Origin of the sequence: Nordella sp. HKS 07, assembly GCF_011046735.1 — a bacterium.
In the GTDB taxonomy this organism is placed as follows: Bacteria; Pseudomonadota; Alphaproteobacteria; order Rhizobiales; family Aestuariivirgaceae; genus Taklimakanibacter.
This window is the reverse complement of sequence record NZ_CP049258.1, coordinates 5,402,787-5,427,631: the sequence shown is the minus strand read 5'-3', so window position 1 is coordinate 5,427,631 and position 24,845 is coordinate 5,402,787. Positions and strand designations below refer to the sequence as shown.

Sequence of the window (24,845 nt, the reverse complement as noted above, 5' to 3'; positions counted from 1 at the left end):
TGCGAGGCGATGGCTGACGAAGACAGAAACGCCCTTTCGGACTCGCGGCCGAGATTCGCCTTCATTCTGCAGCCCGAATTTCCGATGAACGCCTTTATCCTGGCGACGGAGGCGCTGCGGATCGCCAATCAGAACAGCGGCCAGGACCTCTTCGACTGGCTGTTCGTATCCGAATCCGGCCAACCGGTTCGGGCCAGCAATGGCATGCGGATCGACGTGCACAGCGATCTCGCCGCGCTGCCGCAATGCGACTACCTGATCCTGCTCGAAGGTAATCTCCCCACCCAGAACAACTCGCCACAGCTTCTCCAGGCGCTCCGCGCCGCCCATCGACATGGCGCGACCGTCATCGCCGTCGACACCGGCGCCTTCGCGCTCGCCCGGGCCGGGCTCACTGGCGAGCGCCGCCTCGTGCTGCATTGGGAAGCCATGCCCGCCTATCTCGAGCATTTTCCGGACGCAGAGATCGCCAACCAGCTCTATCTCCTCGACAAGCAGCTCGGCTTCTGCGCCGGCGGCGTCGGCATGCTCGATCTCATGCTGGAGCTCATCGGGCGCCTGCGGGGCGCGGCTCTGGCGCGCGAGGTTGCCAATGCCCTGATCCATACGCCGCGTGAGGCGACCCGGGGACAGCGCGTCGAGGGTGCGGCCGTGGGAGCGGTTGTCTCCATGTCGCGGCGCGTCATAGCGCTCATGGAGCGGCATCTCGACTTTCCGCTCAGCCCGCGTCTTATCGCAGACAAGCTCGGCATTTCGGTGCGTACACTCGAGCGCTATTGCGCGCGCGAATTCGGCCAGACACCGACGCAGCTTTATCTGTTGGTGCGCCTGCAGGCGGCGCGCAACCTGTTGTTTTATGAGGAAGGCGACATCAAGGACATCGCGGTCGCCTGCGGCTTCTCCTATCCCGCTGTCTTCACCCGCGCTTTCAAGGCGCAGTTCGGCCAGTCGCCGCGCGCCTTCCGCCAGTCCTTCAGGGACGCCCAGGGCAGACTCATCCGTCCTGAGATCGCGCGGCTTTCAGCCGCCAAACGACACTGACGAGCACAGGCCGCTCAGAGCCTGACAACATTTCCGCCGATGCCGGCGAGAAGGCGCGAGGCCATGCCGCCCGACATGGGTACGCGCGCCGGGTCGAAGGGGACGGGAAAATTATTGCCGGCGGCAGAAATCACGCTGCCCGCCTCATGCGGCAGGGCCGCCTGCATTTCGGCGAAAAGTTTCTCGGTGCGGGTCGCGGCGATGCCGATGGCGACGACGAGGCCGAGGGCGACTTGGAGATTCTTGCGGGCAAAAAGGAGAGACATAGGCACGAATCCTGACTTGAGAAGGCTGCTGTCGACCGACGATGGGCCTCTTCTCCTGTATGCAACCTGACGCTTACGTTAATCCCGCGTTCACCTCTAAGTCTGTGAGATTCTTCACTTTTGACGAGACAGAGCGAAACACCTTCGGTGCCGCAACCGCAGGACGCGGTGGGAAAGCTGCTCTCCCGTCTTGACTTTGGCCCGGGCCCGTATTTTCCTGTGAGAAAATAATTTTGCCCCGCAAGCAACGAAACAAGGGGCGGCGCGACTTTGCGGGGACAAACGCCGCGCCCGTGGGAAGGAAACGAAAATGTCGGACCTCAATCAGAGGATTGAGGCCATGTATCGCAGCGATTGCCGCGGTGCATGGACCCTCATCGCGATCCTATGGGTCGTCATCCTCTTCGTCCTCTTCATGACCTGGCCGCATATCCCAGACAGCACCATCCGCGTCGTGGTGGCCATCGGCGCGGCCGCCATCCTCGTCTTCAACACCGCCGCCATTGCCGCGATGGTGAAGCACTATTCCGAGGACAAGGAGTTCATCTACGGCCTCGACATCAAGCATCTCGACGCCATGCGCAAGCAAGGCCGGATGTGAGGGAGGGGAAAATGGCAAAATACATACCACCCGAACAAGGCAAGGCGATGCAGTTCGTCGATGTCGTCTTCCTGCTCGTGGCGATCTTCGCCGCCTTGTGGCTGCCGCTGCAGCTTGGCCTTGCCGGCGCCGCCAAGGCGATCGACAAGATCGAGAACCCGACCTGGGAACTGCTCGGCCAGAACGCCACCATGGTGTCGATCTGGGAAAAGCTCGGCTACACGCCCGAGACCGCCCATGACATCATCCAGAACCGCTTCCACTATAATATCGACTGGCTCAGCCTCATCCTCATGGCCGCTGTCCTCATCGGCTATTTCGTCTTTCTCTTCCGTGCTTCCGACAAGGAATATCGCGAAGTGATTGCCGAAAAATTCGGCGACAGGAAATAGGAGCGGCCCATGTGGTTCACACTTTCATATATCGCCTGGGCGATCTCGGCCGCGCTTGCGCTGTGGATGCTCTATGATTGGTTCAAGACGGACACGTCCTACAGCGAGGAGCAACTGACCTCATCGCGCGAAGGCGAAATCGAAGCCGTCAGCGAAAAGCACAAGGTTTGAGGGGCCGTCATGTCACAAGCAGCTCAAGCCACCGCTCAAGTACCGGCCCCCGGCCAGCGCATCTCGCTTCTGCGCGTGCTCGGCCCCGCCCATGTCTGGGCGCTCGGCGTCGGCATCGTTCTCGTCGGCGAATTCACCGGCTGGAATTTCTCCGCCGATAAGGGCGGCGCGCTCGCCGCCCTCATCACCTGCTGGTTCGTCGGCATCCTCTACACCTCCGTCGCTATGATCGATTCCGAAGTGACGTCGACCGTCGCGGCGGCGGGCGGTCAATATGCGCAGGCCAAGCATGTTGTCGGTCCATTGATGGCTTTCAATGTCGCCCTCTATCTCGTCTTCGCCTACACGATGCTCCAAGTCTCCGACGCCATCCTCGTCGGCGACCTCATGGTCACCGTGTCGGCGACCGAGGGACTGACGCGACACGCCTTCGTCGTGGTCACCATCGTCGTTCTCGCCTGGCTGAACTATCGCGGTGTGCTGATGACCCTCAATGTCAACTTCATCATTACCGCGCTCGCTTATGCCTCGATCGTCATCCTGTTCTTCTCGGTGCAGCCCTGGAGCCAGGGCGTGGTGCTCAAGCTCAACGAGCTGGTCACGCCGGAGAACGCGCTCCCCTATGGCTGGATCGGCGTCATCGCCGCCTTCCAGTTCGCCATCTGGTACTATCTCGGCATCGAGGGAACGACGCAGGCGGCCGAGGAAGTGCGCTCGCCGTCGCGTTCCCTGCCCTACGGCACGATGGCCGGCATGATCACGCTGCTCATCGCCGCGGCGATCACTTGGTATGTGTGTGCGAGCCTGCTTCCCTGGGAGTATCTGGGCTTCACCTTCTTCCCGCTCTTCGACGCCGCGCGCGTCACGGGCAGCCCGACGCTCGAATTCATCCTGTTCTGGGGAACGGTGCTCTCGGCGGTCGCCTCGGCCAATGGCTGCATCAACGATGCGGCGCGGGCCTGGTTCTCGCTCGGACGCGATCGCTATCTGCCGACATGGTTCTCTGCGGTGCATCCCAAATACAGGACGCCCTACAGGTCGATCCTCTTCTTGCTGCCGATTGCGCTGGCCTTCGCCTTCATCGCCGATCTCAACCAGGCGATCACTTTCTCGATCCTGTCGGGCGTGCTGCAATATACGTTCATGAGCATCAATATCGTGATGTTCCGCAACAAATGGCCGCTGGGCTCGATCCGGCGCGGATATACCCATCCGTTCCACCCGATCCCGGCGATCTGCCTGTTCCTGCTCTGCGCCATCACCTTCTTCGCGATTTTCCTCGGCTTCGGCTCGCAGCTGATCGCGATGGTGATCTTCTATGTGATTGTGTCGCTGTGGTTCCATTTCTACCGCTACCGCTATGTGCGGCGCGGCGACCAGTTCACGATGCCCTGGCCCAAGCCGCAAGGTTATTGAGCGAGGCTCAGCAACACGACACTATGGCCCGCCACCCCGGCGGGCCATAATCCATTTCTATGCTGCAGAACATCACCACCATACTGGGCCTTGCCGTCGCGATCGGACTTGCCATCCGTTGGGCGATGAACCTGCGCGCCGCCGCCCAGAAACGTCGCCGGGCGCCCGACGAGTTCTTCGCCAAAGTGAAACCGCTGATCGAGGATGCGCGCTATGAAGGCGAGAACTCCGCCGGCTATCCCCAGCTCGTCGGCAAATATCGCGGTCTCGCGGTGAGGCTCTATCCGCTCGTCGACACGCTCGCGGTGCGCAAGCTCCCCTCGCTCTGGTTGCTCGCGACCATCCCCGAGCCCCTGCCGCTCACCGCCACCTACGATCTCATGATGCGCCCGGCCGGGCCCACGACCTTCTCGAACTTCGATCGTCTGCCGGTGACACTCGATCATCCACCCGACGCTCCTGTAGAAGCCGTCATCCGCACCGATGATCCCGAGCATGTTCTGCCGCACCATGTCGTCGCCCCGCACCTCGCTTTGTTCCGTGCGCCGCAGGCCAAGGAGCTTCTGATCACGCCCAAGGGCTGCCGCATCGTCTGGCAGCTCGCCGAGGCCGACCGTGTCCGCTATGGCGTGTTCCGGCAAGCCGAATTCGGCGAGGTCACGCTCGATCCCGACCTGGTGCGGGACCTGCTCGACGAGCTTATCGCCTTGAGAAAAAACATCCTGCGCTGGGCCAATCCGTCATGACAGACACGCCGCAAAAGCCGTTCAATCCTTACGCAATACTGGCGCTCGCCATCGTGCTGCCGGGCTCCGGCCATGTGTTTTCGGGCGTTCCGGCGCGCGGTCTGCAGTTCCTCTTCTTCATGATCATCATCGGCTGGGCGACGTCGAAGATCGCCCCCGAGCAAGCGAGCTTCATCGGCCGCCACGCCGGCGGCTTTCTTATCTATGCGCTCTCCATACTCGACGCCTACAAGATCGCGCGCGTCAAATGGGAGACCTGGCGCTACGCCGCTGAGGTGAAGGAGAAGGACAAAGCCGCCTCGTCGGACTGAGAGTGCGCAAGCATCACTTCGAGCTGTCGGCCGTCTTCCCGAATTTCGCGCCATGACGCAGGCGCCGCCTGAGATTTCGGGCGCCGAAGATGGCATCCGACGCCAGCCGCCCGACGGGCGTCGTCCAGCGGTCGAATTCACCTTCCATGGTGACGATCTGCCCGGCCTTACCGACGAATCCCTTCTTGAACTGGCGCAGCCCCGGCTCATGCGACGCCCCGCCCAGGTCGTACCATTGGAACCCATTCTGGTTGAGCCACTGGACGATCACCCAGTGAAGCGCATAGCCCGCTTTGAGCGGCAAGGCATCGGCCGAGGACGCGCCGAACATATAGTAGGCCGTGTCGCCGAACAGGCCCACTGTGGCGCCGGCCACCAGTTTCTTCTCGTGATAGGCGACAAAAAGCTTCGGCTTGAGCTTGTCGGGCAGATTGGCGATCAGCTGCCCGGTCAGATGAACGGGTGTGGTGCTCGAGAAATCCTTTCGCTCCATCATCGACACATAGAGCTTCTGGAAGGCGTCGATGTCCTCGGGCGCTTCCGTCATGCGTACATCGAGCGAGTTGGCGAGCGCCTGGCGCAGATTGTAGCGCCATTTCTGGGCGAGGCTCTTGAGCTGGGCACCCTCGTTGAGCGCGGTGTTGACGACGTAACGCTCGGGATCCTCGTATTGGCGCCTCTGCGCGAAACCCATGTCGCGCAGCCAGCCGCATTCCTCGGCGTGATAGCGCGGATGCGGGCGCGGCAGGACGGTCAGGCAGTGGCCGCGCGCGACGCAATATTCCTCGACCAGTGCCGCGATCATGGCGCGGTAGATTTCAGGATCGGCTGCCGCATCCCGGCGCCGCCAGAAAGGGCCGAAGCGGAGAAAGGCAAGCCCTCTTCCGATCAGCGGCAGCTTGACGAGTGCGACACGCGCGCCGGCGACCGGCTCGCCATTGCGGTGAAGCAGAAGATGACTGTCCCTTCCCTTCCAGTGGTGACCGGCAAAGCAAGCGGTCTGTTCCGGGTGAATGTCGGCGAAGCCGCTGGCGATGCCGTCCCAGTCACTATCGGAGATATTGTCGACCTCGACGGTGAAGCCCGACCCGATGCCGGCACCGGATATTGCGGATGAGGTGTCGAACACGGCCGTGGGTTGCTGACGCATCGCGAGTGCCTTACGAATGGTTGCGGGATCTGCCCGGCAGGCGGGCAAGCGCCCGAAACAATGTCACGGGAAGCTCCACTATGCCCGGCAACGGATCGCTGAGCGACATTGTCGCAAATGTGCGCGTGCGGGTGAGCGAGGCGAGCCATGCCCCGGCATCGAGGCGTCCGGCGAGCGCGAGTTGAAGGGCGGCAATCGGATCGCGCTGGCCGAACATCCAGCCGACACCTGTTCGCGCCCGCATGGGCGGCGGCTCACGGCCGCTGGCGAGAGCGACGATGGCCGCCCCGAAATCGACCCCGGCCGCGTCGGCCAGTCCGAACCACGACCAGGGGCGCGGATTGACATCGAGCAGCTTGAGCACGCCGTTGCGCGAATCGCGCTTGAATTCGATCTCGCACAGGCCGTGATGGCCGATGGAAGACAGGAATGCTTCCGCCGCCTCACGCACATCCGGGGATTCGATGGTTTCGACGAAGGTGGAGGTATAGCTGAAATCGATCGGATATTGGCGGGTGCGCTGCGCCACGAAGGCGCTGACCGGCCGGCCCTGCCACCACAGGCCCGCATAGGAGAGCTGGCATTCGCCATCGCCCGGCACCAGTTCCTGAACGACGATGGCTTCCGGCCCGACGAGACCTGCCGCCTCGGCGTAGAGCCGCACGAAACCATCGCGGTCGTCGGCGCGCCAGACCTTGTCGCGCGTGAAGCGATTGAGCGCGAGGCGCATCGAGGGCTTGAGGACCACCGGAAATCGCATCGGCATGTCGGCGGCATCGGCGTGCGAGCGGACGGGATATATCTCGGGGACCGCGATACCGAGCTCCGCGGCGCGGCGATAGGTCAGAGCCTTGTCGGCGGCCCATTGCAGGCTGGACCAGTCCGGCAACAGCAGATTGAGGTGCCTCGAAAGGCGTGCATGGGCCTGGGAGGCGAATTTGACGTCGCCATCGGCAGCCGGAACGAGAAGATAGCCCTCAAGCTTCTCCCGTTGCACAATGTCCTCAAGCGCATCGATGGCGGTGGGATCCTCCGCGCCGGGCCAGTTGCGCCAGTGCGTCACGGCGCGCGAGAAACGCGGCAAAGGCGTGTGATTGGTCACGAACCAGACATCGAGCTTTTGCCGCGCCAGGACGCGGGCAAGTGCTATGGCGCCATGTGACCCGGCCAGAATGATCGCGCCGCGGGGCGCGGACGTTGCGGAGGCCGGCGCGCCGCCCCCCTGCCCGAGGGCGCCGGAGGCTCCGTTTCGCGCGAGCTTCGTTCAATCTTCATCACCAGACGGCGTCCTTAACCATTTCGGCACAGTCAGTGTCCCGTTGGAGACGCCAACAAAAGTTTCAGCCGACAGTTCTGCAATTGAAATGCCAATGGCTACCGCGCCCTGCCGCCTCACCGCTTGTACTTTGAGTTGGTTAGCAATTGCTCACCATCGCCGGACGAGGCCCGTCCACGATGCCCGCCGTCACCACCTCCGCTAGGGAGATCTGGCTTCAATCACCAGTCGGTGCCGCCTCACTCGGGCTTTTGTCCGTCCACGGAAAGATCAGGATTGGCCCGCAATTCGCTTAACGGAACCGACATCCCGTCGCGCATCAGGATGAAGCAGGGCGCGGATTTCGCCGCCTCGTTGCGGTTGCAGGTCGCGAGCGCCTCTGTCTCGGCCTCCTCGGTGCTATTGCCCTCCCAGGAGCGCGCCCATGGTCCTTTCAGGCTGATGGCGAAGGCCTTGTGCTCAGCCTTTTCGCGATAGCCCTCCTTGGCGCGCCAGGCGTCGATATCGAGCACCAGATCGGTAACCGGGGTCGGCTTTTCCAGAAGGCCTGGGTCGACACGCAGGAGCTGCGCCAACTGCACGGCGTCGGGCAGCCGCTCGCCATTGAGATTGATCAGGATGCAGCGCTTGGTCGAATCGGACACGCTCTGGTCGCAGGCCTTGATTGCCTCGCGCGCCGCGATGGTGGCGCTGGCGAAGCCTGTCTGCGCCGAAAACTGGCCCTCGGGGCCGGCGGCAAAGGCCTTTTCGGTCTTGGCCAGCGCATAGTCTTCCAGCGCCTTCATCTGCGCCTCGGTCAAAGGGAAGATAGGCGGTTCGAAGGCCTGAGCTCCTCCTGACGTCAGGACAGCCAAGCAGAGACCGAAAAACGATTTACGTAGCGATAGACAGGTGCTCATGTGACTTTGTTCACTGAAGAATTCGACCTAAGCAAGGCGTTTCTGGACCGGCACAGTTCATGGGTGCTCAAACCCCTAGAATCAGGCATACTGGACTCATCGGCGATGCAAAACTGGTGTCTGTAACCTCCCTGGCGTACCAACCTCATGGGCAGCTTCGCAAGACTGCCCATTTTTGTGCGCCCAGCGGTGATCGCACCCCTCCCATGTCGACGAATTAATATGCCGCAGCATCGTCCTATTTGACTTTTGTGAGATTCTACCTATTTTCCGGACACATTTCGTGCATCCGATGTGTGGCGAGCCCGGCCGGACGCACCCTTCAATACAATCACCCACTCGCCAGATCGGTTTTTTAACTTTCCATGCAATTTTCTGAATTGGGACTGAGCCCTAAGGTTCTCGAAGCTGTCGAGAAAGCTGGCTTTGCCACCCCCACTCCCATCCAGGCCGGCGCCATTCCGCCCGCCCTCGCCCGCAAGGACGTGCTCGGCCTCGCCCAGACCGGCTCGGGCAAGACCGCCGCCTTCGTGCTGCCGATGCTCTCGCTTCTCGAATCGGGTCGCGCCCGCGCGCGCATTCCGCGCACGCTCATCCTCGAGCCCACCCGCGAGCTCGCCGCCCAGGTGCAGGAAGCGTTCGAGCGCATCGGACAGCAACACCGCCTCACCGTGGCGCTGCTGATCGGCGGTGTCTCCTTCGACGATCAGGCCGCCAAGATCGATCGTGGCGCCGACGTCGTGATCGCGACACCAGGCCGCCTTCTCGATCACTTTGAACGCGGCAAGCTGCTGCTGACCGGCGTCGAGATGCTGGTCATCGACGAAGCCGACCGCATGCTCGATATGGGCTTCATCCCCGACATCGAGCGAATCTACAAGCTCCTGCCCTTTACCCGGCAGACACTCTTCTTCTCGGCGACCATGCCGCCCGAGATCCAGCGCATCACCAACCAGTTCCTGCACGCGCCCGTCAGAGTGGAGGTTTCTCCGCACTCCAGCACGGCCGCGACGATCGAACAGAAACTGGTCAAGGCGCCGAGCGAGGCCAAGGCCAAGCGCGAGGCGCTGCGCCGCCTGCTGAAATCGCAGACCAGTGTGAAGAACGCCATCGTCTTCGCCAACCGCAAGACCACCGTCGGCATCCTGGAGGCCTCGCTGAAGCGCCATGGCTTCAACGCCGCGGCTCTTCACGGCGACATGGACCAGCGCGCTCGCCTGCGCACGCTCGAATCGTTCCGTGGCGGCGAGATCACCTTCCTCATCGCCTCCGATGTCGCGGCGCGCGGTCTCGACATTCCGGACGTGAGCCATGTGTTCAATTTCGACGTGCCGATCCATGCCGAGGACTATGTTCACCGCGTCGGGCGGACCGGTCGGGCGGGCCGCGAAGGTCACGCTTTCATGCTCGCGACAAAGGCCGAAGCCAAATATGTGAAGGCCATCGAGCAGCTGATCCGCCAGTCGATTCCCTGGGACGGCAATGCCGCGCCCGCCGAAGCGGACCATGAGGACGGCGCCGACACGCCACGCGAGGAAAGACCGCGCCGACGCCGCGGCGGCAAGCCTGCCGGCGAACGCCCGCCAGCCGAGGCGAAGCCAGCTCGAGAGGAAAAGCCGCGCGCGGCGAAGCCGACTCGAGAGGAAAAGCCGCGGGAAGAGAAACCGCGGGAGGAGAGGCCGCTCGAGGATCGCCCACGCGAGGCGAAGCCCCGCCACGAGCCACGGCAGCCACGCCGCAAGGAAGGCTCGCGCGACCGCCGGCCTTCTCCGTCAGGCGACGTGCCGGATTCGGACGGCTTCCATTCCGGCAATATGCCGGCCTTCCTGTTACGGCCCGTGCGCAGCGCGTAGAGCATGATCCGGAAAAGTGCGAACCGGTTTTCCGAAAAGATCATGCGCAAACAAGAAGATAAAGCGTGATGGCGACTCGTCCTAAAGCCATCACACTTTCGATCGCGATTTCAGACCCGTCGCGCGATCAGTCCTGCGAGAAGATCGCCGCGACGGCCAATGAGTGACTGCGCCGACACGGCGAGCCCGATGGCCCACACGCATTCGGTGGCGAGTGCCGCCCAGCCCATGCCGGTGACGCCCATATAGGGCGTCAGCAAGGTCGCCGTGCCCAGAAGCACGATCAGCGAGACGGAACAGACCATGGCGGTGCGTGTCTGATGGCCGGCCAGCGACATTAGATGGTTGTTCATCGTGCCCGCCGAGCGAACCATCTGGCTGAACAGGAAGAGTACAAGCGCCCATTTGCCGGCGAGATAGTCGGGCCCGAAGAGTCCCAGGACCCAATCCCCCAGCACGAGCGTGACAAGTATCGCCGCCAGCATCAAAGCGAAATTCACGAGATTGGTCCGCCGCATCAGCCGGTCGGCGGCGGTGCGCGTGCCGCGGGTCATCGTGTCGGTGAGATCGGGAATGGCGATCAGCTGCATGGTCTGGACGACGAAGCCGGCGATCGAAGCGAGCCTGACCGCGATGCCTACGACCGCGACGTCGGCGGGCGGAAGCAAAAGGCCTGAGACGAGCGTCACGATTTCGGCAAAGGCGAAGGTGACGAAAGCGCCCACCAGGAGGGCCGCGGCCTTTATCCGATAGTAGGGGGCGAGGCTGCGGCGCGGGGCCCGGAACACCTTCGCCACGACGCCGGAGCGTCCGAGCAGCACCGCCTGGATCGCCGCCGCCGCATAGGTCGAGATCACGATCGCCCACAAGACCCACTCCATTTCGGGCCGGCGAGCGAGGGTGATGATGGCGATGATCGCGGCGAACAGGAAGCCGCTGCGCAGCACGAAGTCGGGAATGAAGGAGAGATCGTAGCGGCGAATCGAGTTTGCCGCCGCGTTGTTGAGGCGGATGAGAGCAAGGCCGGGCGCGGCGAGCGCGCCGAAAATGATTGCCGGACGCATCGGCGCCAGCGCCGGTGTGAAATAGGCGGCGACCGCCAGAAGCGCCGTGACGACGCTCAGGATCAGCGTGGTGCGCAGCGCCGCGGCGTGGAAGGCGGCAACCAGCGAGGCGCGGGCGAGCGACTGATAACGCGCCAGATAGGTGAAGCCCAGGGCCGGATAGCCGCCCGTCATCACAAGGCTGGCAAAGGCCATCACACTCATGGTGAGGAGAAAGACACCGACATCGGCGGGCGAGAAAACCCGCGCCAGCGCCAGCTGGCTGAACAGCCCGAAGGCGGCGGCAGCGACGCGTGCGCCGACCACGCTGAACAAGCGCGTTATGAGCTTAACTGCCGACATCCACCCTCCCCCTTGAGATTAGCGAGGGGGGTATGAAGGGCGGGTAAAGGCCTCGAGCATCGGACCGAAAGGTGCGAAGCGGCTTTCGGATAATCCGATGCGCAAATCAAAGAGATAGAGCGCAGAGGTGTTTCCATGAGAACACCCGGCTCTAGCTGCGCCTGATTGGTGCCCTCTTCGCCGGCTTGTGGGCGCGCAGCGCGGCGCCATAGGCCTTCCCCGCCCATTCCGTCATCTCATCGCGATCATCGAGACAAGCCTCGGGGGCGCGCCAATAGGCCATCACCGTTCGCTTGCCCCCCTTGCTGTCGTAGCTGAAAGGCGGCAGAGCGAGTGCCTCGAAGTCGCCTTGCGAGATAGCGTCGGCCTTGAGATAGAGCATCTCGTCGGCGACGAGAGCGAACATCAGCCCGTCCCGGAAGATACCGGCGCCGCCGAACATGCGGCGCACCGACACCGGACCGAAATCGGCAAGCTGTTCCTTGATGAAGGCGAGAAACTCGGCGCTCGCCGGCATTAGCGCGTGATCCGGAAAAGTGGATACCGGTTTTCCGAAAAGATCATGCGCAAACAAAAGCACACAGCATTGAGGCGACTCATTCTGGCGCCTTCACACTTTATGTGGCGGGCGCGGCCTCGGCCTGCTTCAGCACCACCGATTCACCGCAGCCACAGGCCGAGGTCTGGTTGGGATTGTTGAAGACGAAGCCCGATTTCAGCGTCGATTCTTTGTAATCCATCTGGGTTCCTAGAAGGAACAGGACGGCCTTGGGGTCGATGAAGACCTTGACGCCATTGTCCTCGACAACCTCATCGAGCGGCTTCTGCTGCTCGGCCCATTCCATCGTGTATTCCATGCCGGCGCAGCCGCCATTCTTGACGCCGACCCTGAGAGCCAGCACCGGCTTCGACGCCTTGGCCATAATGGCCTTCACGCGCTCAGCCGCGGCATCGGTGAGCGTCATCACTTTGGGACGGGGACGGGACATAGCCATCGAGCGAGCCTACCACATATTGAGCGCAACGCGCGCTTCATCCGACATGCGGGAATGATCCCACGGAGGATCGAACACCAGGTTAACTTTCACGCCCGAGACGCCGGGAACCGCGCCGACCGCGTTCTCGACCCAACCCGGCATGTCGCCGGCGACCGGACAACCGGGTGCCGTCAGCGTCATCTCGATGCTCACCTGCCGGTCGTCCTCGATATCGACCTTGTAGATGAGCCCCAGCTCGTAAATATCAACAGGAATTTCAGGATCATAGACCGTCTTGAGGGCGGCCGTGATGTCGTCGGTCAGGCGCGCGATTTCCTCCGGCGGGATGGCCGAAGCCGGTGCCGCGGGCGGGGTCTCGGGGCTGACGATATGGTCCTGAGCTTCGGTCAAAGAAATATCCTCTGCGCAGAGATAAGCGCTTCCGCCAGTTTATCAACTTCCGCCCGGGTGTTGTACATGGCGAAGGACGCGCGGCAGGTAGCTGTGACACCGAAGCGGGCGAGCAGCGGCTGGGTGCAATGGGTGCCGGCCCTGACCGCCACGCCGGCGCGGTCGATCACCGTCGATATGTCATGCGCATGCGCCCCATCCATGTTGAAGGAGACGATTGCCCCCTTCTCACGCGCCCGCCCGAAGATCCTGAGCGAATTGATCTCGGAGAGCCTTGCCGTCGCATAGTCGCGCAGATCCGCCTCATGGGCGGCAATGGCCTCGAGGCCGACGCCCTTCATGTAGTCGAGGGCGGCCCCGAGCCCGATCGCCTCGACGATGGCCGGTGTGCCCGCCTCGAAGCGATGCGGCGGTTCGGCGTAGGTGATGCGGTCGAGCGACACCTCGCCGATCATCTCGCCACCGCCCTGATAGGGCGGCATGCGGCGCAGATGCTCCATCTTGCCGTAGAGGACGCCGATGCCTGAGGGGCCATAGGTCTTATGGCCTGTGATGACATAGAAATCGGCGTCGAGATCCTGCACATCGACCGGCATGTGCACGGCCGACTGGCTGCCGTCGACCAGCACCGGAATGCCCTTTTCATGGGCGAGGCGTATGACCTCTTTGATCGGCACGATGGTGCCGAGCGCATTCGACATATGGGTGATGGCGACCATCTTGGTGCGCGAAGTGAGGAGCTTCGCGAATTCCTCGATGAGGAAATTACCGTCATCGTCGACCGGCGCCCATTTGAGGACGGCGCCCCGTCTTTCGCGATGGAAATGCCAGGGCACAATATTGGAATGGTGCTCCAGGATCGAGAGCACGATCTCGTCACCCTCCCCGATCACCATGCCGCCGAAGGACTGCGCCACCAGATTGATCGCCTCGGTGGCGTTGCGCGTGAAGATGAGCTGGTCCTTGGACGGCGCATTGAGGAAGCGGCGGACACTTTCACGCGCGTCCTCGAAGGCCTGCGTCGAGGTGTTGGAGAGATAATGAAGGCCGCGATGCACATTGGCGTAGTCTTCCGACATCGCCTGCATCACGCGGTCGAGCACCACCCTGGGCTTCTGGGCGGAGGCGGCATTGTCCAGATAGACCAGCGGCTTGCCATAGACCTCGCGCGCGAGGATGGGGAAGTCGCGGCGCAGGATCTCGACGTCATAGGCCGGGCGGATCTTCTGCTGAGCGGTCACCTTGCGTCTTCCTTGTGATTGACCAGCCAGCTCTCGGCGAAGCGTGTCAGCACGTCGCGCACGCCGTCATGACCGATCGTGTCGAAAGCCTCGCCGACGAAAGCGCCAATCAGCATCGATTTGGCCTCGGCCTCCGGAATGCCGCGCGACTGGAGATAGAACAGGTGATTGTGGTCGATGTCGCCGCTGGTGGCGCCATGGCCGCAAGCCACGTCATCGGCATAGATCTCGAGCTCGGGTTTGGCGTCGAACTCGGCCGTCTCCGACAAAAGCAGCGCATGCGAGGACTGCTTGCCATCGGTTTTCTGCGCATCGGGCCGGACGATGGCCTTGCCCTGGAAGATGCCGCGCGCATTCTCGTCCATCACGCATTTGAACAATTCGCGGCTGGTGCATTTCGGCACCTGATGATCGATGACGAGACGCGTATCGGCATGCTGCTTGCCGGCCAGCAGATAGGAGCCGGCAATCTTCGCATCCGCGCGCTCGCCCTTGAACTCCAAAGTGCCGTTCTGCCGGTTGACGCGGGCGCCCGAGGTCAGGGTGAAGTCACGCAGGACGGTATTGGCGCCGATCGTGATCAGCGCATGGGCGAGATGGATGGCCGAACGGGACTCGATCTCGAGCTTGACCCGGTCGAGCTTGGCCCCGGCGCCCAGCACGATATCGATCACGCTGTTGGACAGGTAATCGCCCTCGCCGATATGCGTCTCGAACAAGGTCGCGGAGGCGCCATCCGCCACCTTGACCTTGTTGCGGGTGGCAATGGTGCGCGCCTCGGCATCGGTCGCGACATGGACGATCTCGACCGGGGCATCAATATTGGTGGTGATCTCTATCTCGACGCCCGCCGTGGCGAAGGCGAGGTTCATGTCGAGGACCGGCTCGCTGTCGGCATCGAGCCCATTGAGGTGCGCTTTCACGCGCACATCGCCGCCAGCCGGCAGGTTGGAATAGCCTTCTGCGAATTCGCCATTGACGAAGACGATGCGGGCATGCGCCAGCTTTGCCAGAGGATCGCGCTTCAGGAGCCGTTCCACGTCCTTCTTCGCCGCCTCGACCTTCACGCGTGGCGGATAGGGTCGGTCGATCAGGACCCTGAGATTGGTCCATTTCCAGTCTTCGAGACGCGGATGCGGCAAGAGCATGCCGTCATAGGCGAGCTCGGCCGGCGTCTTGTTCACGGCGATATTCATGCGGCTTCCTTGGCGAACTCGGCATAGCCCTTGGCCTCGAGCTCGAGCGCCAGGTCCTTGCCGCCGGATTTGACGATACGGCCCTGCGAGAGGACATGCACATAGTCCGGCACGATGTAATCGAGCAGGCGCTGATAATGGGTGATGACGACCATGGCGCGGTCGGGCGAACGCAACGCATTCACGCCATCGGCGACGACGCGCATGGCGTCGATGTCGAGGCCGGAATCGGTCTCATCGAGAATGCAGAGCGAGGGCTCGAGCACCGCCATTTGGAGGATCTCGGCGCGCTTTTTCTCGCCGCCCGAAAAGCCGACATTGACGGCGCGCTTCAGCATGTCCTGTGTAATGTCGAGCTTGGCCGCGCGGTCCTTCACCAGCTTGATGAATTCGGGCGTGGTGAGCTCCTTCTCGCCGCGTGTCTTGCGCTGCGAGTTGAGCGCCACTTTGAGGAACTGCATGGTGGCGACACCCGGTATCTCGATCGGATACTGGAAGGCCAGGAACAGGCCCTTGGCGGCGCGCTGATCAGGCGCCATTTCGAGCAGGTCCTCGCCCTTGAAGGTTACATGGCCGCCCGTCACTTCATAACCTTCGCGTCCCGCCAGCACATAGGACAAGGTCGATTTGCCGGAACCGTTCGGGCCCATGATGGCATGCACCTCGCCAGGCTTCACATTCAGGGTCAGGCCGTTGAGGATGGTGCGGTCTTCCTCCGCCAGTTTCACATGAAGGTCATTGATCTCAAGCATTCTACTTGTCTTTCACATAGTCATTGTAGGTTTTCGAATGATCGGTATGGGCGCGAGCCGTGATGACGAACCAGATGGCCGCGATACCCATGCCGATCGCCGTAATGGTCACTCAGAGCCAGGTCTCCATCGTCTGGGCAAGGACGGCGCCCATGATGCCGGAAGCCACGATGCCCGCCACGAACACCCAGACGGCGCGCCAGCCCTCGGCGGTCACGGGATAAGCCCTCTGCCCACCATTGGAGCGCACGAACCAGATGTCATCGCGGCGCCTGGACATCAGCCGACGCTTCCTTCGAGAGAGATGCCGATCAGCTTCTGCGTCTCGGCCATGAACTCCATCGGCAATTGCTGCAGCACGTCGCGCACGAAGCCATTGACGATGAGCGTCACCGCCTCTTCCTGCGAAAGCCCGCGCGACTGGCAATAGAACAGCTGGTCGTCGGAGATCTTGGACGTTGTCGCTTCATGCTCGAAATGGGCCGAGAGCGTCTTCGCCTCGATATAGGGCACGGTATGGGCGCCGCATTTGTCGCCGATGAGAAGCGAGTCGCACTGCGTGAAGTTCCGGGCATTGGTCGCCTTGCGATGCGCCGAGACGAGGCCGCGATAGGTATTGTCGCTCCTGCCCGCGGCTATACCCTTCGAGACGATGCGACTCGAGGTGTTCTTGCCGAGATGGATCATCTTGGTGCCGGAGTCGATCTGCTGGCGGCCGTTCGAGATGGCGATCGAGTAGAACTCGCCGCGCGAATTGTCGCCGCGCAGAATGCAGCTCGGATACTTCCAGGTGATGGCCGAGCCGGTCTCGACCTGGGTCCAGGAGATCTTGGCGTTCTTGCCACGGCAATCGCCGCGCTTGGTCACGAAATTATAGACGCCGCCCTTGCCCTCCTTGTCGCCCGGATACCAGTTCTGCACCGTCGAATATTTGATCTCGGCGTCATCGAGCGCGATGAGCTCGACGACGGCGGCATGCAGCTGGTTCTCGTCGCGCGTCGGCGCGGTGCAGCCTTCCAGATAGGACACGTAAGAGCCCTTGTCGGCGATGATCAAGGTGCGCTCGAATTGGCCCGTCTTCTTCTCGTTGATACGGAAATAGGTCGAAAGCTCCATCGGGCAGCGCGTATTGGGCGGCACATAGACGAAGGAGCCGTCGGTATAGACCGCCGAATTCAGCGCGGCATAGAAATTGTCCCCCTGCGGCACGACCGAGCCCAGATACTTCTTCACCAGTTCGGGATGCTCGCGCACCGCTTCCGAGATCGAGCAGAAGATGACGCCGGCCTTGGCGAGTTCGTCCTTGAAGGTGGTGACGACGGAGATCGAATCGAACACCGCATCGACCGCGACCTTAGGGCTCTGGACGCCCGCCAGCACCTCGCGCTCGCGCAACGGGATGCCGAGCTTCTCATAGGTCCTGAGCAGTTCGGGATCGACCTCATCGAGGCTCTTCGGGCCCGACATGCTCTTGGGGGCGGCGTAATAATGCAGGTCCTGGAAGTCGATCTTGGGATAATGGACCTTGGCCCAGGTCGGCTCAGTCATCTGAATCCAGCGCCGATAAGCCTCGAGACGCCAGTCGAGCATCCATTGCGGCTCGTTCTTCTTCTTCGAGATGAAGGCGACGATATCCTCATTGAGGCCCTTGGGCGCCAGATCGGATTCGATTTCGGTGGTGAAACCGTATTTGTACTTGTCGACGTCAATGTCCTTGACGAGTTCGATGGTGTCGATATCGGCCATTCTAAACTTCCCTATGCCGCTTTCCGCCGGGCCGCGAGGCGGTCCCAGGCAGTGATGAAATGTTCGATGTCTGCCGCCGTCGTCGTCCAGCCGAGGCTGACGCGGATGGCGTTGCCGGCGAGTTCCGGGGGCAACCCCATCGCCGCCAGCACATGCGATTTCGCGACCTTGCCCGAGGAGCAGGCCGAACCCGAGGAGACGGCGATGCCGGCGAGGTCGAGCGCCATGAGCGCCGTCTCGGCGGAAAGCCCCGGCAGTGCGAAGCAGCTGGTATTGGGCAGCCGCTCGGCGGCGGCGCCGAAGATCACAGCACCTTCAAGCCGCTCCTCAAGCGCGTCGCGCAAGTGTCTGATTTCGATTCGCTTTTCCTCCGCCGCGGCGGCGAAGCCGGCAATCGCGGCGACATTCTCGGTGCCGGCACGCCGGCGCAGCTCCTGGCCGCCGCCCTGGAGGAGAGCCGTGACCGGGAGACCATCGCGGATGACGAGCGCCCCGGCGCCCACCGGGCCGCCTAATTTGTGCGCCGAGACGCTCAAGGTGTCGACGCCAAGCAGGCCGAAATTGACGGCGATCTTGCCAAGGGCCTGGACCGCATCACAGTGAACGAGCGCGTCATGCTTCTGGGCCAGCGCCACGACATCGCGCAGCGGCTGGATGACGCCAGTCTCATTATTGGCGAGCATGACGCTGACAAGCGCCTTGGGCCCGGTTGCCAGCAGCCCATCGAGCGCGGCCAGGTCGACGACGCCGGAGCCATCGACGGGCAGGACGTCTACTGGCTTGCCGGAAGCCTTGGCGGCTTCAATGACCGATGGATGCTCGACCGCTGATACGATCAGGCGCTCGGCCGGCGCCCCCTTGAGGGCGAGATTGTTGGCTTCGCTGCCGCCCGAGGTGAAGACGACCATGGGCGCGATCGTGCCCAAAGCGCGCGCCACGGCTTCACGTGAAGCATCGAGCGATGCACGCGCCGCGCGGCCCTCGGCGTGGATCGAGGACGCGTTGCCTTTGAGCTCGAGCGCGGCGAGCATCGCGGTCCTGGCGGTCTCGCGCAGCGGGCTCGTGGCGTTATGGTCAAGATAGGTGCGCATTGACCTCGGCCGGTTCCCTTCGGACATGGCGCGCCTTGGCCTGGCGGATCGAGGCCGCGAGCGCCAAATTGCGTTTGTTGACGACGTCATCGAGCGTGACATTGGCTAGGAAGGTGTTCACCTGGCGCCCGATAGATGACCAAAGGTCATGGGTGCAGCAGCGCTCGCCCTTGACGCAGCCTTCGACCGCGTCACCCTCGCAGCGGGTCACCTTCATCGGCTCGTCCACCGCGGCGATGACGTCATAGATGACGATGTCGTCGGCATCGCGGGCCAACCGATAGCCGCCGCCCGGACCGCGGGCGCTCTGCACGAGGCCCGCCTTGCGCAGCTTCACGAAAAGCTGCTCCAGATATTCCTGGCTGATGTCCTGGCGCTCGGCGATTTCGGCCAGCGAGACGGTCCGGCCCTCGCCGTTCTGGCCGATATCGACCATGGCCATCACCGCATATCTGCCCTTGGTTGAAAGTTTCATGGTTGCTCTTCCGTTGCCGCCGCGTTTGCGAGAAAACTTGCCATTTCACCCTGGAGCCGTGCTAAGGACCGGCCTCGCCCGGCGTCCGTGGGATTCTATATTTCTTTGAACGGTTCTAAACAAGGATATAGAAAATCCGACTACCGGAGTCAACTATTCCGCCGGTTTTTGCCCCTATTCAATGACCGCCAGATGCAGAACAGGATCGACACTCGCTCATGCCTGAAGTGATTTTCAATGGGCCCGCGGGCCGTATCGAAGCGCGCTACCATCACTGCAAGGCTCAAGGGTCCCCCATCGCGATCCTGCTTCATCCGCATCCGAGCTTCGGCGGCACGATGAACAACCCGATCGTGCATCAGCTCTATTATATGTTCGCGCAACGCGGCTTTTCGGTGCTGCGCTTCAATTTCCGCGGCGTCGGGCGCAGCCAGGGCCTGTTCGAGAATGGTGCCGGCGAGCTTTCTGATGCCGCTTCCGCCCTTGACTGGCTGCAGGCGCATAACCGCGAGGCCAAGATCTGCTGGATAGCCGGCATTTCCTTCGGCGCCTGGATCTCGATGCAGCTTCTGATGCGCCGCCCGGAGATTTCGGGCTTCATCTCGGTGGCGCCGCTGGCCAAACATTACGACTTCTCGTTCCTGGCGCCCTGCCCGGCCTCGGGGCTGTTCGTCAATGGCGACAAGGACACGGTGACCCCGCCGGAAGCCGTCAACACGCTCGTCACCAAGCTCAAGACCCAGAAGGGCATCGTCATCGAGCACAAGGTGATGCCGGGCGCCAACCACTTCTTCCAGGACAAGATCGACGATCTGACCAAGATCTGCGCCGGCTATCTCGACAAGCGGCTGGCGCGCGAGGCGTAAGGCTTTCACCGGCACCGCGCCCGAGAGCTTGAGCAAGGCCATTGGGAGGCAATGTGAGTCGGCCGAGTTTCTGCACATTCTGGGCAGGACGCGCCAGCCCGTATCAGACACTTTGCCTGGCGAGCTGGGTCGCCCATGGTTTCGATGCCATCGTCTACACCGCGGATGCGGACATCACGCTTCCGCCCGGCGCAATACGGCGTCCCGCCGAGGAAATTCTCGATCTCGGTGGCCATGTCCATCGCTACAAGAGCGGCTTCGGCGCCGGCAGTCCGTCGCTTCATTCCAACCTCTTTCGCTACAAGCTTCTGAAGCGCGGTGAATGGTGGCTCGATACCGATGTCCTCGTGCAGCGCGACGATCTGCCGGCAACGGATTTCTTTCTAGCCAGGCAGATCCAGAGCAACGTCGTGGGGACCGCCGTCATGCGCCTGCCCGCGGAATCGCCGCTGGTCGACGACGCGATCCGACAGATCGAAGCCGTCATCGAAGAGGCTCGGTGGGGGCAGACCGGCCCCGATCTCATCTCCTCGCTGGTCGCAAGGCACGGGCTCGCACACAGAGTGCATGAGCGGAAAACAGCCTATGAAATCGACTATTCCGAAGTCATCAAGCTGTTCGACCCGCGCGCCCGTGACGAGCTCGGGGAGCGCCTGGCGACCTCGACATTCGTGCATCTGTGGAACGAGATATGGAACGCCATCGGCTTCCCGCAGGAATTGGGGCCACCGGAAGGGTCGTATCTGGACACCGTCGTCGAGCGCTATGGTGGCGGGGCCATGTTTCCGGCACGCGTCCCCTTTGCCAGCATCGAGAAGTGGTGGGAGAACAGAGCCCATCGCGTGCGTCTGGAACACGAATTGGCGGAAACCCGGGCGAAAATGGCCGCTTCTCCCCGCTTCACCTTCAGCTACTCCCAACAATTCCGCAATCGCGACTGATCGGGCGCCCCAGCTTCGCGTTCAGCGCACTACAGCATCGGACCGAAAAGTGCGAAGCGGTTTTTGGATAATCCGATGCGCAAATCAAAGAGTTAGAGCGCCGGACCGATTCCATGTGAGCGTCCGGCGCTCTAGATGCGGAGCGCCGATTTGAGCGGGGCGAGGAACTTCTCGTAATGCTTCCATCGGCCAACGGACGAGTCGTAGATGGGCTGGCGGACCTGCCAGCGGCTGGGCGTCGTCACCTGCCGCTTCGTTTCGAAATAGCGCAGACAATTCTCGTCCCAGTCGAGACCGATATGGCTGATGAGCGCCCGCGCGCCGGACTCAAAATCGGCCACGGTGCTCTCATAGTCGACATCGAGCATCCTGATCGGCAACGCGTCGCGCCAATGGACCATCAAACCCTGATATTCGCGATAATAGTGACCGAGCGTAGCCAGATCGCCGCTGTAGCCGTGGCTCTCATTGAAGTTCTGCAGGTAGACCGCCACGCAGTTGTCCAAAGGCGAACGCCGGCAATGGATGACCTTGGCATTGGGAAACATCAGGGCGATCAGACCCAGGAGCTCGTAGTTATGCGGGCTCTTGTCGACCATGCGCCGGGCCGTTTCGGGCACCCGCTCATAGGCTTTGCAGTAGGCCTTGGCGAGGTCGGCAATTTCGCCAGCCGACAAGGCCGCCACCTTCGCGGTGAAGGCTTTCGGGTCGGGTGAACCGAAGGAAAGACCACCGACAATCTTGCGTAGATAGGGAAACTCGCCAAGCGCCGCCACCGCATGATGGCTGGAGAGTATCTGCTCGGTCAGCGTCGTGCCCGAGCGTGGCATGCCGACGATGAAGACCGGCCGCTGGTCCGGCACGCCGAAATGCCGGCGCGCGGCGAAGAAGCCCGGCGTGAACAGCCCTTTGGCGGCGGCGTAGGTCGCGCGATGAAGCTCCATGTGGAATTTAAGTTTCTTGAGCTCTTTGCCGCGCGTGAAATGCCGGAAGGCATCCTCGTGACGGCCGAGATCATTGCAGATCTTGCCATAGGCATGATGCAGCGGCGCCCGCTCGTCGTCGCGAAGTGCCGGATCGCGCAGCATTCTCTCGAAATTCTCGATCAGCGGGTCTCCGGCCGCGAATTTGTGCGTTCCGGCCAAACCGCACAACGCCTCGACATTGCGCGGGTTGAGAAGCAGGATCCGCGAGAAGGCCGCCTCGGCCTCCGCGAACTGTCCCATTTGCGACTGGATCTCGGCCAAGCCGATTTGCGCCTGCAGAAAGCCCGGCGCGGCCTCCAGCGCCTTGGCGAGATATTTCCCGGCTCTTTCGATATCGCCGATCTGCCGCCAGGCCTTGCCGAGATTGGCCCAAGCCTCGGCATAAGCGGGATCGATCCTGACCGCCCTTTCGAGATGCGGCACCGCCTCTTCCGCCCGCGATGAAATGACCAGGGCATTGCCGAGATTGTTCCGATAGATGGCCTTGTCCGGCGCCAGCTTCACCGCCGTGCTCATATAGTCGATGGCAATCCGAAACTGGTTTGCCTCGATCGCGAGCACCCCCATGAGATTGAGGGCATCAGGATGCTCGGGATTTTCGCGCAGCACCGTCTGATAGGCCCGCTCCGCCTCCACGAAGCGGCCTGCCTTGTGAAGCGCGATGCCCTTGGCGATAAGGGCTGTCTGGCGCGCTGTTATTGGCCGTATCAAGTTACCGAGCGATCAATAGGCCCACTGAAGCCCCACCTGTCCGCTATGCGTGTAATAGGTCGAGGAATTGTTGTCGTCGTCTTTGGTCGCTTCGGTGAGAACGCTCATCGCGCCCCTGAAGCGGTAGCCCAGATCGAGCATGAACTGATCGCTGACCGGAACACGCAGGCCGGCGCCCGCCTGGGCGGCCAAAGCGAGATCCGTGTGATCGGTGTCGTGAATGCGGGTGTCGTAGGTGATGTTCACATCCATAAGCGCCATGCCGACGCCGCCGCCCAAATAAGGCCTGACACCGCTAACCTCGACCTCGCGCCACAGATTGGCCATCAGGAAGTAGCCCTCGACATCGCCCTCGGACTCATCGACGTTTTCCTCTCCTTCATCGACCTTGTCGACATCGTAGGATTGATAGGAGACCTCGACCTCGCCGCGCAGAGATTCAGTGATATTGCCGCCGAGCGCCACGCCGACGGTGAAGCCGGTCTTGAACTTCACCAGATAATCATGATCGTCGATATTGGCGTGCGTGTCCTCGGGCAGCAACACGCCGCCGAACACGCTCACATAGTTTGCACCATAAGCCTCCGGCGCAACGTCCGCCGTTGGCGTGACAGTAGCACCCAGCCCCCAGTTGAAGCCGGCCTGAATGACGTGATTTTGCGTCGAAACATCGGCATTGTTGCCAAGCTCGTCCTCCTCACCGGTCAGGAGAACATCGAGAATGCTCTTGAAGCGATAGCCGACCTCGATCGACATGCTGTCGGCGACCGCCATCCGGGCGCCGACACCGGAATTGTCCGGCCAGGCCGATATTGGTGTCGTTCGACATCTTGTCGCTGTCGAGCTCGCTGTCATCGAAATGCAGCACGCCGACGCCGATACCGCCGCCGATATAGGGCGTGAACAGGCCAAACTCGAAATCTTTCCAGATATTGGCCAGGATGAAGCCCTGCTCCAGATCCCCGCTCGCATCCTGGGTGTCATTGTCGCGCTCGGAATAGTTCTCGAGCTTGGAGCGCGCATAGGAGAGCTCCAATTCGGCGCGCAGCTCCGGAGCGATATGTGTGCCGACGGCGCCGCCGACGGTAAAGCCCGTCTTATGGTCGATCAGATAGGACGAGCCGCCATAGTTCCAGCCCGTCTCGGTGAAGATGGCGCCGGCAAAGAGGCTCACATACCAGGAGGACGGATCGCCCGCGGCGCCTATGATACGGGAGTCCGCGCCGAGCGCGTAGGATGCGCCCAGCTGCACGCCATGACTGTAAAAGGAAAAGACGCCATTGTCATTATCGCCATTGTTGGAACTAGCGTCGACAACGGCTCTGAGCCTGTAGCCGGCATCGACCGCCAGCCGTTCAGTCAGCGCAAAGCGCAGGCCGGCGCCAAGCTGACCGGCCAGGCCGAAGCCGTCAATGTCCCAGTCCACGTCGACCGATTCCGAATCGGAGTTGAGGATGCCCACGCCGACACCGCCCCCCACATAGGGCTGAACCGTGTCGCTGAGACGGATATCCTTCCAGAGATTGCCCAGGACGAAGACGGCGGAGGTAGAGCCATTCAATTCGTATTTGGTTCCCCCCGCAAGTTCCTGGGCCCAGTCATTGTCGTTCGTCGCATAGGAAATTTCGAGCTCTGAGCGCAGCCCCTCGCCAAGGTTTCGGCCGATGGCGCCGCCCAGCAGGAAGCCGTCATTGAGCCTGATCTCCTTCTGACTGCTGATGGTGGCAAGTCCTTGCGCAAAGCTGGCGCCGCCGAACACGCTCAGATACCAGTCGGGTTCGACCATGGGCTGGCCGATATCGGCGGCTCGGGAGGCGTGCGAATAGGCGGTTGCCGCAAGCAACAAAGCCAATGTTGAAGCTGAACTGCGCAAATTCAACCGCATCATAGCGCCCCATCATTCGATCGCCGAGTTCCGCGGATG

General features: G+C 62.2%; 28 protein-coding genes. 10 read left to right on the top strand and 18 right to left on the bottom strand.

Annotated elements, in window-relative coordinates; all coding sequences use genetic code 11:
- Nucleotides 1-9: 9 nt before the first annotated feature.
- Complete coding sequence (locus tag G5V57_RS25475; RefSeq protein ID WP_165170620.1) at nucleotides 10-1,041, top strand: GlxA family transcriptional regulator; 1,032 nt, start codon at nucleotides 10-12, stop codon at nucleotides 1,039-1,041.
- Nucleotides 1,042-1,055: 14 nt separating this feature from the next.
- Here G5V57_RS25475 and G5V57_RS25470 read toward each other — a convergent pair whose 3' ends face one another.
- Nucleotides 1,056-1,307 carry a hypothetical protein gene (locus G5V57_RS25470; RefSeq protein ID WP_165170618.1) on the bottom strand — a complete coding sequence of 84 codons (252 nt, stop codon included), beginning with the start codon at nucleotides 1,305-1,307 and terminating at the stop codon, nucleotides 1,056-1,058.
- Between the two features lie 310 nt (nucleotides 1,308-1,617).
- On the opposite strand from G5V57_RS25470, the gene G5V57_RS25465 reads away from it, so the two are divergent.
- Genes G5V57_RS25465 through G5V57_RS25440 form a run of 6 tightly spaced genes read left to right on the top strand, consistent with a single transcriptional unit; the run spans nucleotide 1,618 to nucleotide 4,944 of the window.
- Entirely contained in the window at nucleotides 1,618-1,908 is a 291-nt protein-coding gene (locus G5V57_RS25465) for a hypothetical protein (RefSeq protein WP_165170616.1), read from the top strand.
- Between the two features lie 11 nt (nucleotides 1,909-1,919).
- Complete coding sequence (locus G5V57_RS25460; protein WP_165170614.1) at nucleotides 1,920-2,300, top strand: hypothetical protein; 381 nt, start codon at nucleotides 1,920-1,922, stop codon at nucleotides 2,298-2,300.
- A 9-nt stretch (nucleotides 2,301-2,309) separates the two neighbouring features.
- The gene (locus G5V57_RS25455; protein WP_165170612.1) at nucleotides 2,310-2,471 is read left to right on the top strand and encodes a hypothetical protein; all 162 of its coding nucleotides are present in this window, start codon (nucleotides 2,310-2,312) and stop codon (nucleotides 2,469-2,471) included.
- A 9-nt stretch (nucleotides 2,472-2,480) separates the two neighbouring features.
- Nucleotides 2,481-3,887: an APC family permease gene (locus G5V57_RS25450; protein WP_165170610.1), complete on the top strand. Its 1,407-nt coding sequence runs from the start codon at nucleotides 2,481-2,483 to the stop codon at nucleotides 3,885-3,887.
- A gap of 59 nt (nucleotides 3,888-3,946) precedes the next feature.
- Nucleotides 3,947-4,633: a hypothetical protein gene (locus G5V57_RS25445; protein ID WP_165170608.1), complete on the top strand. Its 687-nt coding sequence runs from the start codon at nucleotides 3,947-3,949 to the stop codon at nucleotides 4,631-4,633.
- The gene (locus G5V57_RS25440; protein WP_165170606.1) at nucleotides 4,630-4,944 is read left to right on the top strand and encodes a hypothetical protein; all 315 of its coding nucleotides are present in this window, start codon (nucleotides 4,630-4,632) and stop codon (nucleotides 4,942-4,944) included. Before G5V57_RS25445 ends, G5V57_RS25440 begins: the two co-directional genes overlap by 4 nt.
- A gap of 13 nt (nucleotides 4,945-4,957) precedes the next feature.
- On the opposite strand, the gene G5V57_RS25435 is transcribed toward G5V57_RS25440, so the two are convergent.
- The 3 genes from G5V57_RS25435 to G5V57_RS25425 all read right to left on the bottom strand — a co-directional run bounded on the left by G5V57_RS25435 (nucleotide 4,958) and on the right by G5V57_RS25425 (nucleotide 8,155).
- Nucleotides 4,958-6,094: a GNAT family N-acetyltransferase gene (locus G5V57_RS25435; RefSeq protein ID WP_165170605.1), complete on the bottom strand. Its 1,137-nt coding sequence runs from the start codon at nucleotides 6,092-6,094 to the stop codon at nucleotides 4,958-4,960.
- 10 nt (nucleotides 6,095-6,104) lie between these two features.
- On the bottom strand, nucleotides 6,105-7,196 hold the full coding sequence (locus G5V57_RS25430) for an ATP-grasp domain-containing protein (protein ID WP_165170604.1): 1,092 nt from the start codon (nucleotides 7,194-7,196) through the stop codon (nucleotides 6,105-6,107).
- A gap of 413 nt (nucleotides 7,197-7,609) precedes the next feature.
- Nucleotides 7,610-8,155 carry a hypothetical protein gene (locus G5V57_RS25425; RefSeq protein WP_165170603.1) on the bottom strand — a complete coding sequence of 182 codons (546 nt, stop codon included), beginning with the start codon at nucleotides 8,153-8,155 and terminating at the stop codon, nucleotides 7,610-7,612.
- Between the two features lie 479 nt (nucleotides 8,156-8,634).
- Here G5V57_RS25425 and G5V57_RS25420 point away from each other — a divergent pair, with 479 nt between their 5' ends.
- Nucleotides 8,635-10,122, top strand: a complete 1,488-nt coding sequence (locus G5V57_RS25420) for a DEAD/DEAH box helicase (protein WP_165170602.1) — start codon at nucleotides 8,635-8,637, stop codon at nucleotides 10,120-10,122.
- A gap of 110 nt (nucleotides 10,123-10,232) precedes the next feature.
- Here the strand turns inward: G5V57_RS25420 and G5V57_RS25415 are convergent, their stop codons facing one another.
- The 11 genes from G5V57_RS25415 to G5V57_RS25365 all read right to left on the bottom strand — a co-directional run bounded on the left by G5V57_RS25415 (nucleotide 10,233) and on the right by G5V57_RS25365 (nucleotide 19,417).
- On the bottom strand, nucleotides 10,233-11,528 hold the full coding sequence (locus G5V57_RS25415) for a hypothetical protein (RefSeq protein WP_165170601.1): 1,296 nt from the start codon (nucleotides 11,526-11,528) through the stop codon (nucleotides 10,233-10,235).
- Between the two features lie 151 nt (nucleotides 11,529-11,679).
- Nucleotides 11,680-12,045, bottom strand: coding sequence for a TfoX/Sxy family protein (locus G5V57_RS25410; RefSeq protein ID WP_165170600.1), 366 nt, complete (start codon nucleotides 12,043-12,045; stop codon nucleotides 11,680-11,682).
- Between the two features lie 100 nt (nucleotides 12,046-12,145).
- Complete coding sequence (gene sufA / locus G5V57_RS25405) at nucleotides 12,146-12,523, bottom strand: Fe-S cluster assembly scaffold SufA (protein WP_165170599.1); 378 nt, start codon at nucleotides 12,521-12,523, stop codon at nucleotides 12,146-12,148.
- 9 nt (nucleotides 12,524-12,532) lie between these two features.
- Nucleotides 12,533-12,916, bottom strand: a complete 384-nt coding sequence (locus G5V57_RS25400; RefSeq protein WP_206530101.1) for an SUF system Fe-S cluster assembly protein — start codon at nucleotides 12,914-12,916, stop codon at nucleotides 12,533-12,535.
- Nucleotides 12,913-14,157, bottom strand: coding sequence for a cysteine desulfurase (locus G5V57_RS25395; RefSeq protein WP_246737360.1), 1,245 nt, complete (start codon nucleotides 14,155-14,157; stop codon nucleotides 12,913-12,915). Before G5V57_RS25395 ends, G5V57_RS25400 begins: the two co-directional genes overlap by 4 nt.
- Nucleotides 14,154-15,353 carry a Fe-S cluster assembly protein SufD gene (sufD, locus tag G5V57_RS25390; protein ID WP_165170598.1) on the bottom strand — a complete coding sequence of 400 codons (1,200 nt, stop codon included), beginning with the start codon at nucleotides 15,351-15,353 and terminating at the stop codon, nucleotides 14,154-14,156. Before sufD ends, G5V57_RS25395 begins: the two co-directional genes overlap by 4 nt.
- Nucleotides 15,350-16,105: a Fe-S cluster assembly ATPase SufC gene (gene sufC / locus G5V57_RS25385; RefSeq protein WP_165170597.1), complete on the bottom strand. Its 756-nt coding sequence runs from the start codon at nucleotides 16,103-16,105 to the stop codon at nucleotides 15,350-15,352. The genes sufD and sufC overlap by 4 nt, the downstream gene beginning before the upstream one ends.
- A gap of 112 nt (nucleotides 16,106-16,217) precedes the next feature.
- A complete protein-coding gene (locus tag G5V57_RS25380; RefSeq protein WP_165170596.1) occupies nucleotides 16,218-16,385 on the bottom strand; it encodes a hypothetical protein in 168 nt (55 codons plus the stop codon).
- Nucleotides 16,385-17,851, bottom strand: coding sequence for a Fe-S cluster assembly protein SufB (sufB, locus tag G5V57_RS25375; RefSeq protein ID WP_165170595.1), 1,467 nt, complete (start codon nucleotides 17,849-17,851; stop codon nucleotides 16,385-16,387). The genes G5V57_RS25380 and sufB overlap by 1 nt, the downstream gene beginning before the upstream one ends.
- A gap of 11 nt (nucleotides 17,852-17,862) precedes the next feature.
- Nucleotides 17,863-18,942: a cysteine desulfurase family protein gene (locus tag G5V57_RS25370; protein WP_165170593.1), complete on the bottom strand. Its 1,080-nt coding sequence runs from the start codon at nucleotides 18,940-18,942 to the stop codon at nucleotides 17,863-17,865.
- Nucleotides 18,926-19,417 carry an Rrf2 family transcriptional regulator gene (locus G5V57_RS25365; protein WP_165170591.1) on the bottom strand — a complete coding sequence of 164 codons (492 nt, stop codon included), beginning with the start codon at nucleotides 19,415-19,417 and terminating at the stop codon, nucleotides 18,926-18,928. Before G5V57_RS25365 ends, G5V57_RS25370 begins: the two co-directional genes overlap by 17 nt.
- Nucleotides 19,418-19,635: 218 nt before the next feature.
- Between G5V57_RS25365 and G5V57_RS25360 the strand changes: the two genes are divergently transcribed.
- Together G5V57_RS25360 and G5V57_RS25355 are read left to right on the top strand one after the other, a co-directional pair.
- Entirely contained in the window at nucleotides 19,636-20,283 is a 648-nt protein-coding gene (locus G5V57_RS25360) for an alpha/beta hydrolase (RefSeq protein ID WP_165170589.1), read from the top strand.
- A gap of 53 nt (nucleotides 20,284-20,336) precedes the next feature.
- Nucleotides 20,337-21,224 carry a hypothetical protein gene (locus G5V57_RS25355; RefSeq protein ID WP_165170587.1) on the top strand — a complete coding sequence of 296 codons (888 nt, stop codon included), beginning with the start codon at nucleotides 20,337-20,339 and terminating at the stop codon, nucleotides 21,222-21,224.
- A 131-nt stretch (nucleotides 21,225-21,355) separates the two neighbouring features.
- On the opposite strand, the gene G5V57_RS25350 is transcribed toward G5V57_RS25355, so the two are convergent.
- From G5V57_RS25350 to G5V57_RS25340, 3 genes are read right to left on the bottom strand one after another with little or no spacing between them, the layout of a single operon-like run.
- On the bottom strand, nucleotides 21,356-22,921 hold the full coding sequence (locus G5V57_RS25350) for a sulfotransferase (protein ID WP_165170585.1): 1,566 nt from the start codon (nucleotides 22,919-22,921) through the stop codon (nucleotides 21,356-21,358).
- Nucleotides 22,922-22,933: 12 nt separating this feature from the next.
- Entirely contained in the window at nucleotides 22,934-23,695 is a 762-nt protein-coding gene (locus G5V57_RS25345) for an outer membrane beta-barrel protein (protein ID WP_165170583.1), read from the bottom strand.
- Nucleotides 23,619-24,773: an outer membrane protein gene (locus G5V57_RS25340; protein WP_165170581.1), complete on the bottom strand. Its 1,155-nt coding sequence runs from the start codon at nucleotides 24,771-24,773 to the stop codon at nucleotides 23,619-23,621. The genes G5V57_RS25345 and G5V57_RS25340 overlap by 77 nt, the downstream gene beginning before the upstream one ends.
- Nucleotides 24,774-24,845: the final 72 nt, after the last annotated feature.

Coding starts and splice junctions, on each gene's coding strand:
- G5V57_RS25450 (WP_165170610.1), top strand. CDS start 2,481: ATGTCACAAGCAGCTCAAGCCACCGCTCAAGTACCGGCCCCCGGCCAG.
- G5V57_RS25465 (WP_165170616.1), top strand. CDS start 1,618: ATGTCGGACCTCAATCAGAGGATTGAGGCCATGTATCGCAGCGATTGC.
- sufD (WP_165170598.1), bottom strand. CDS start 15,353: ATGAATATCGCCGTGAACAAGACGCCGGCCGAGCTCGCCTATGACGGC.
- sufA (WP_165170599.1), bottom strand. CDS start 12,523: ATGGCTATGTCCCGTCCCCGTCCCAAAGTGATGACGCTCACCGATGCC.
- G5V57_RS25380 (WP_165170596.1), bottom strand. CDS start 16,385: ATGTCCAGGCGCCGCGATGACATCTGGTTCGTGCGCTCCAATGGTGGG.
- G5V57_RS25435 (WP_165170605.1), bottom strand. CDS start 6,094: ATGCGTCAGCAACCCACGGCCGTGTTCGACACCTCATCCGCAATATCC.
- G5V57_RS25415 (WP_165170601.1), bottom strand. CDS start 11,528: ATGTCGGCAGTTAAGCTCATAACGCGCTTGTTCAGCGTGGTCGGCGCA.
- G5V57_RS25410 (WP_165170600.1), bottom strand. CDS start 12,045: ATGCCGGCGAGCGCCGAGTTTCTCGCCTTCATCAAGGAACAGCTTGCC.
- G5V57_RS25440 (WP_165170606.1), top strand. CDS start 4,630: ATGACAGACACGCCGCAAAAGCCGTTCAATCCTTACGCAATACTGGCG.
- sufC (WP_165170597.1), bottom strand. CDS start 16,105: ATGCTTGAGATCAATGACCTTCATGTGAAACTGGCGGAGGAAGACCGC.
- G5V57_RS25460 (WP_165170614.1), top strand. CDS start 1,920: ATGGCAAAATACATACCACCCGAACAAGGCAAGGCGATGCAGTTCGTC.
- G5V57_RS25370 (WP_165170593.1), bottom strand. CDS start 18,942: ATGCGCACCTATCTTGACCATAACGCCACGAGCCCGCTGCGCGAGACC.
- G5V57_RS25345 (WP_165170583.1), bottom strand. CDS start 23,695: ATGGCGGTCGCCGACAGCATGTCGATCGAGGTCGGCTATCGCTTCAAG.
- G5V57_RS25445 (WP_165170608.1), top strand. CDS start 3,947: ATGCTGCAGAACATCACCACCATACTGGGCCTTGCCGTCGCGATCGGA.
- G5V57_RS25470 (WP_165170618.1), bottom strand. CDS start 1,307: ATGTCTCTCCTTTTTGCCCGCAAGAATCTCCAAGTCGCCCTCGGCCTC.
- sufB (WP_165170595.1), bottom strand. CDS start 17,851: ATGGCCGATATCGACACCATCGAACTCGTCAAGGACATTGACGTCGAC.
- G5V57_RS25455 (WP_165170612.1), top strand. CDS start 2,310: ATGTGGTTCACACTTTCATATATCGCCTGGGCGATCTCGGCCGCGCTT.
- G5V57_RS25365 (WP_165170591.1), bottom strand. CDS start 19,417: ATGAAACTTTCAACCAAGGGCAGATATGCGGTGATGGCCATGGTCGAT.
- G5V57_RS25360 (WP_165170589.1), top strand. CDS start 19,636: ATGCCTGAAGTGATTTTCAATGGGCCCGCGGGCCGTATCGAAGCGCGC.
- G5V57_RS25475 (WP_165170620.1), top strand. CDS start 10: ATGGCTGACGAAGACAGAAACGCCCTTTCGGACTCGCGGCCGAGATTC.
- G5V57_RS25425 (WP_165170603.1), bottom strand. CDS start 8,155: ATGAAGGCGCTGGAAGACTATGCGCTGGCCAAGACCGAAAAGGCCTTT.
- G5V57_RS25420 (WP_165170602.1), top strand. CDS start 8,635: ATGCAATTTTCTGAATTGGGACTGAGCCCTAAGGTTCTCGAAGCTGTC.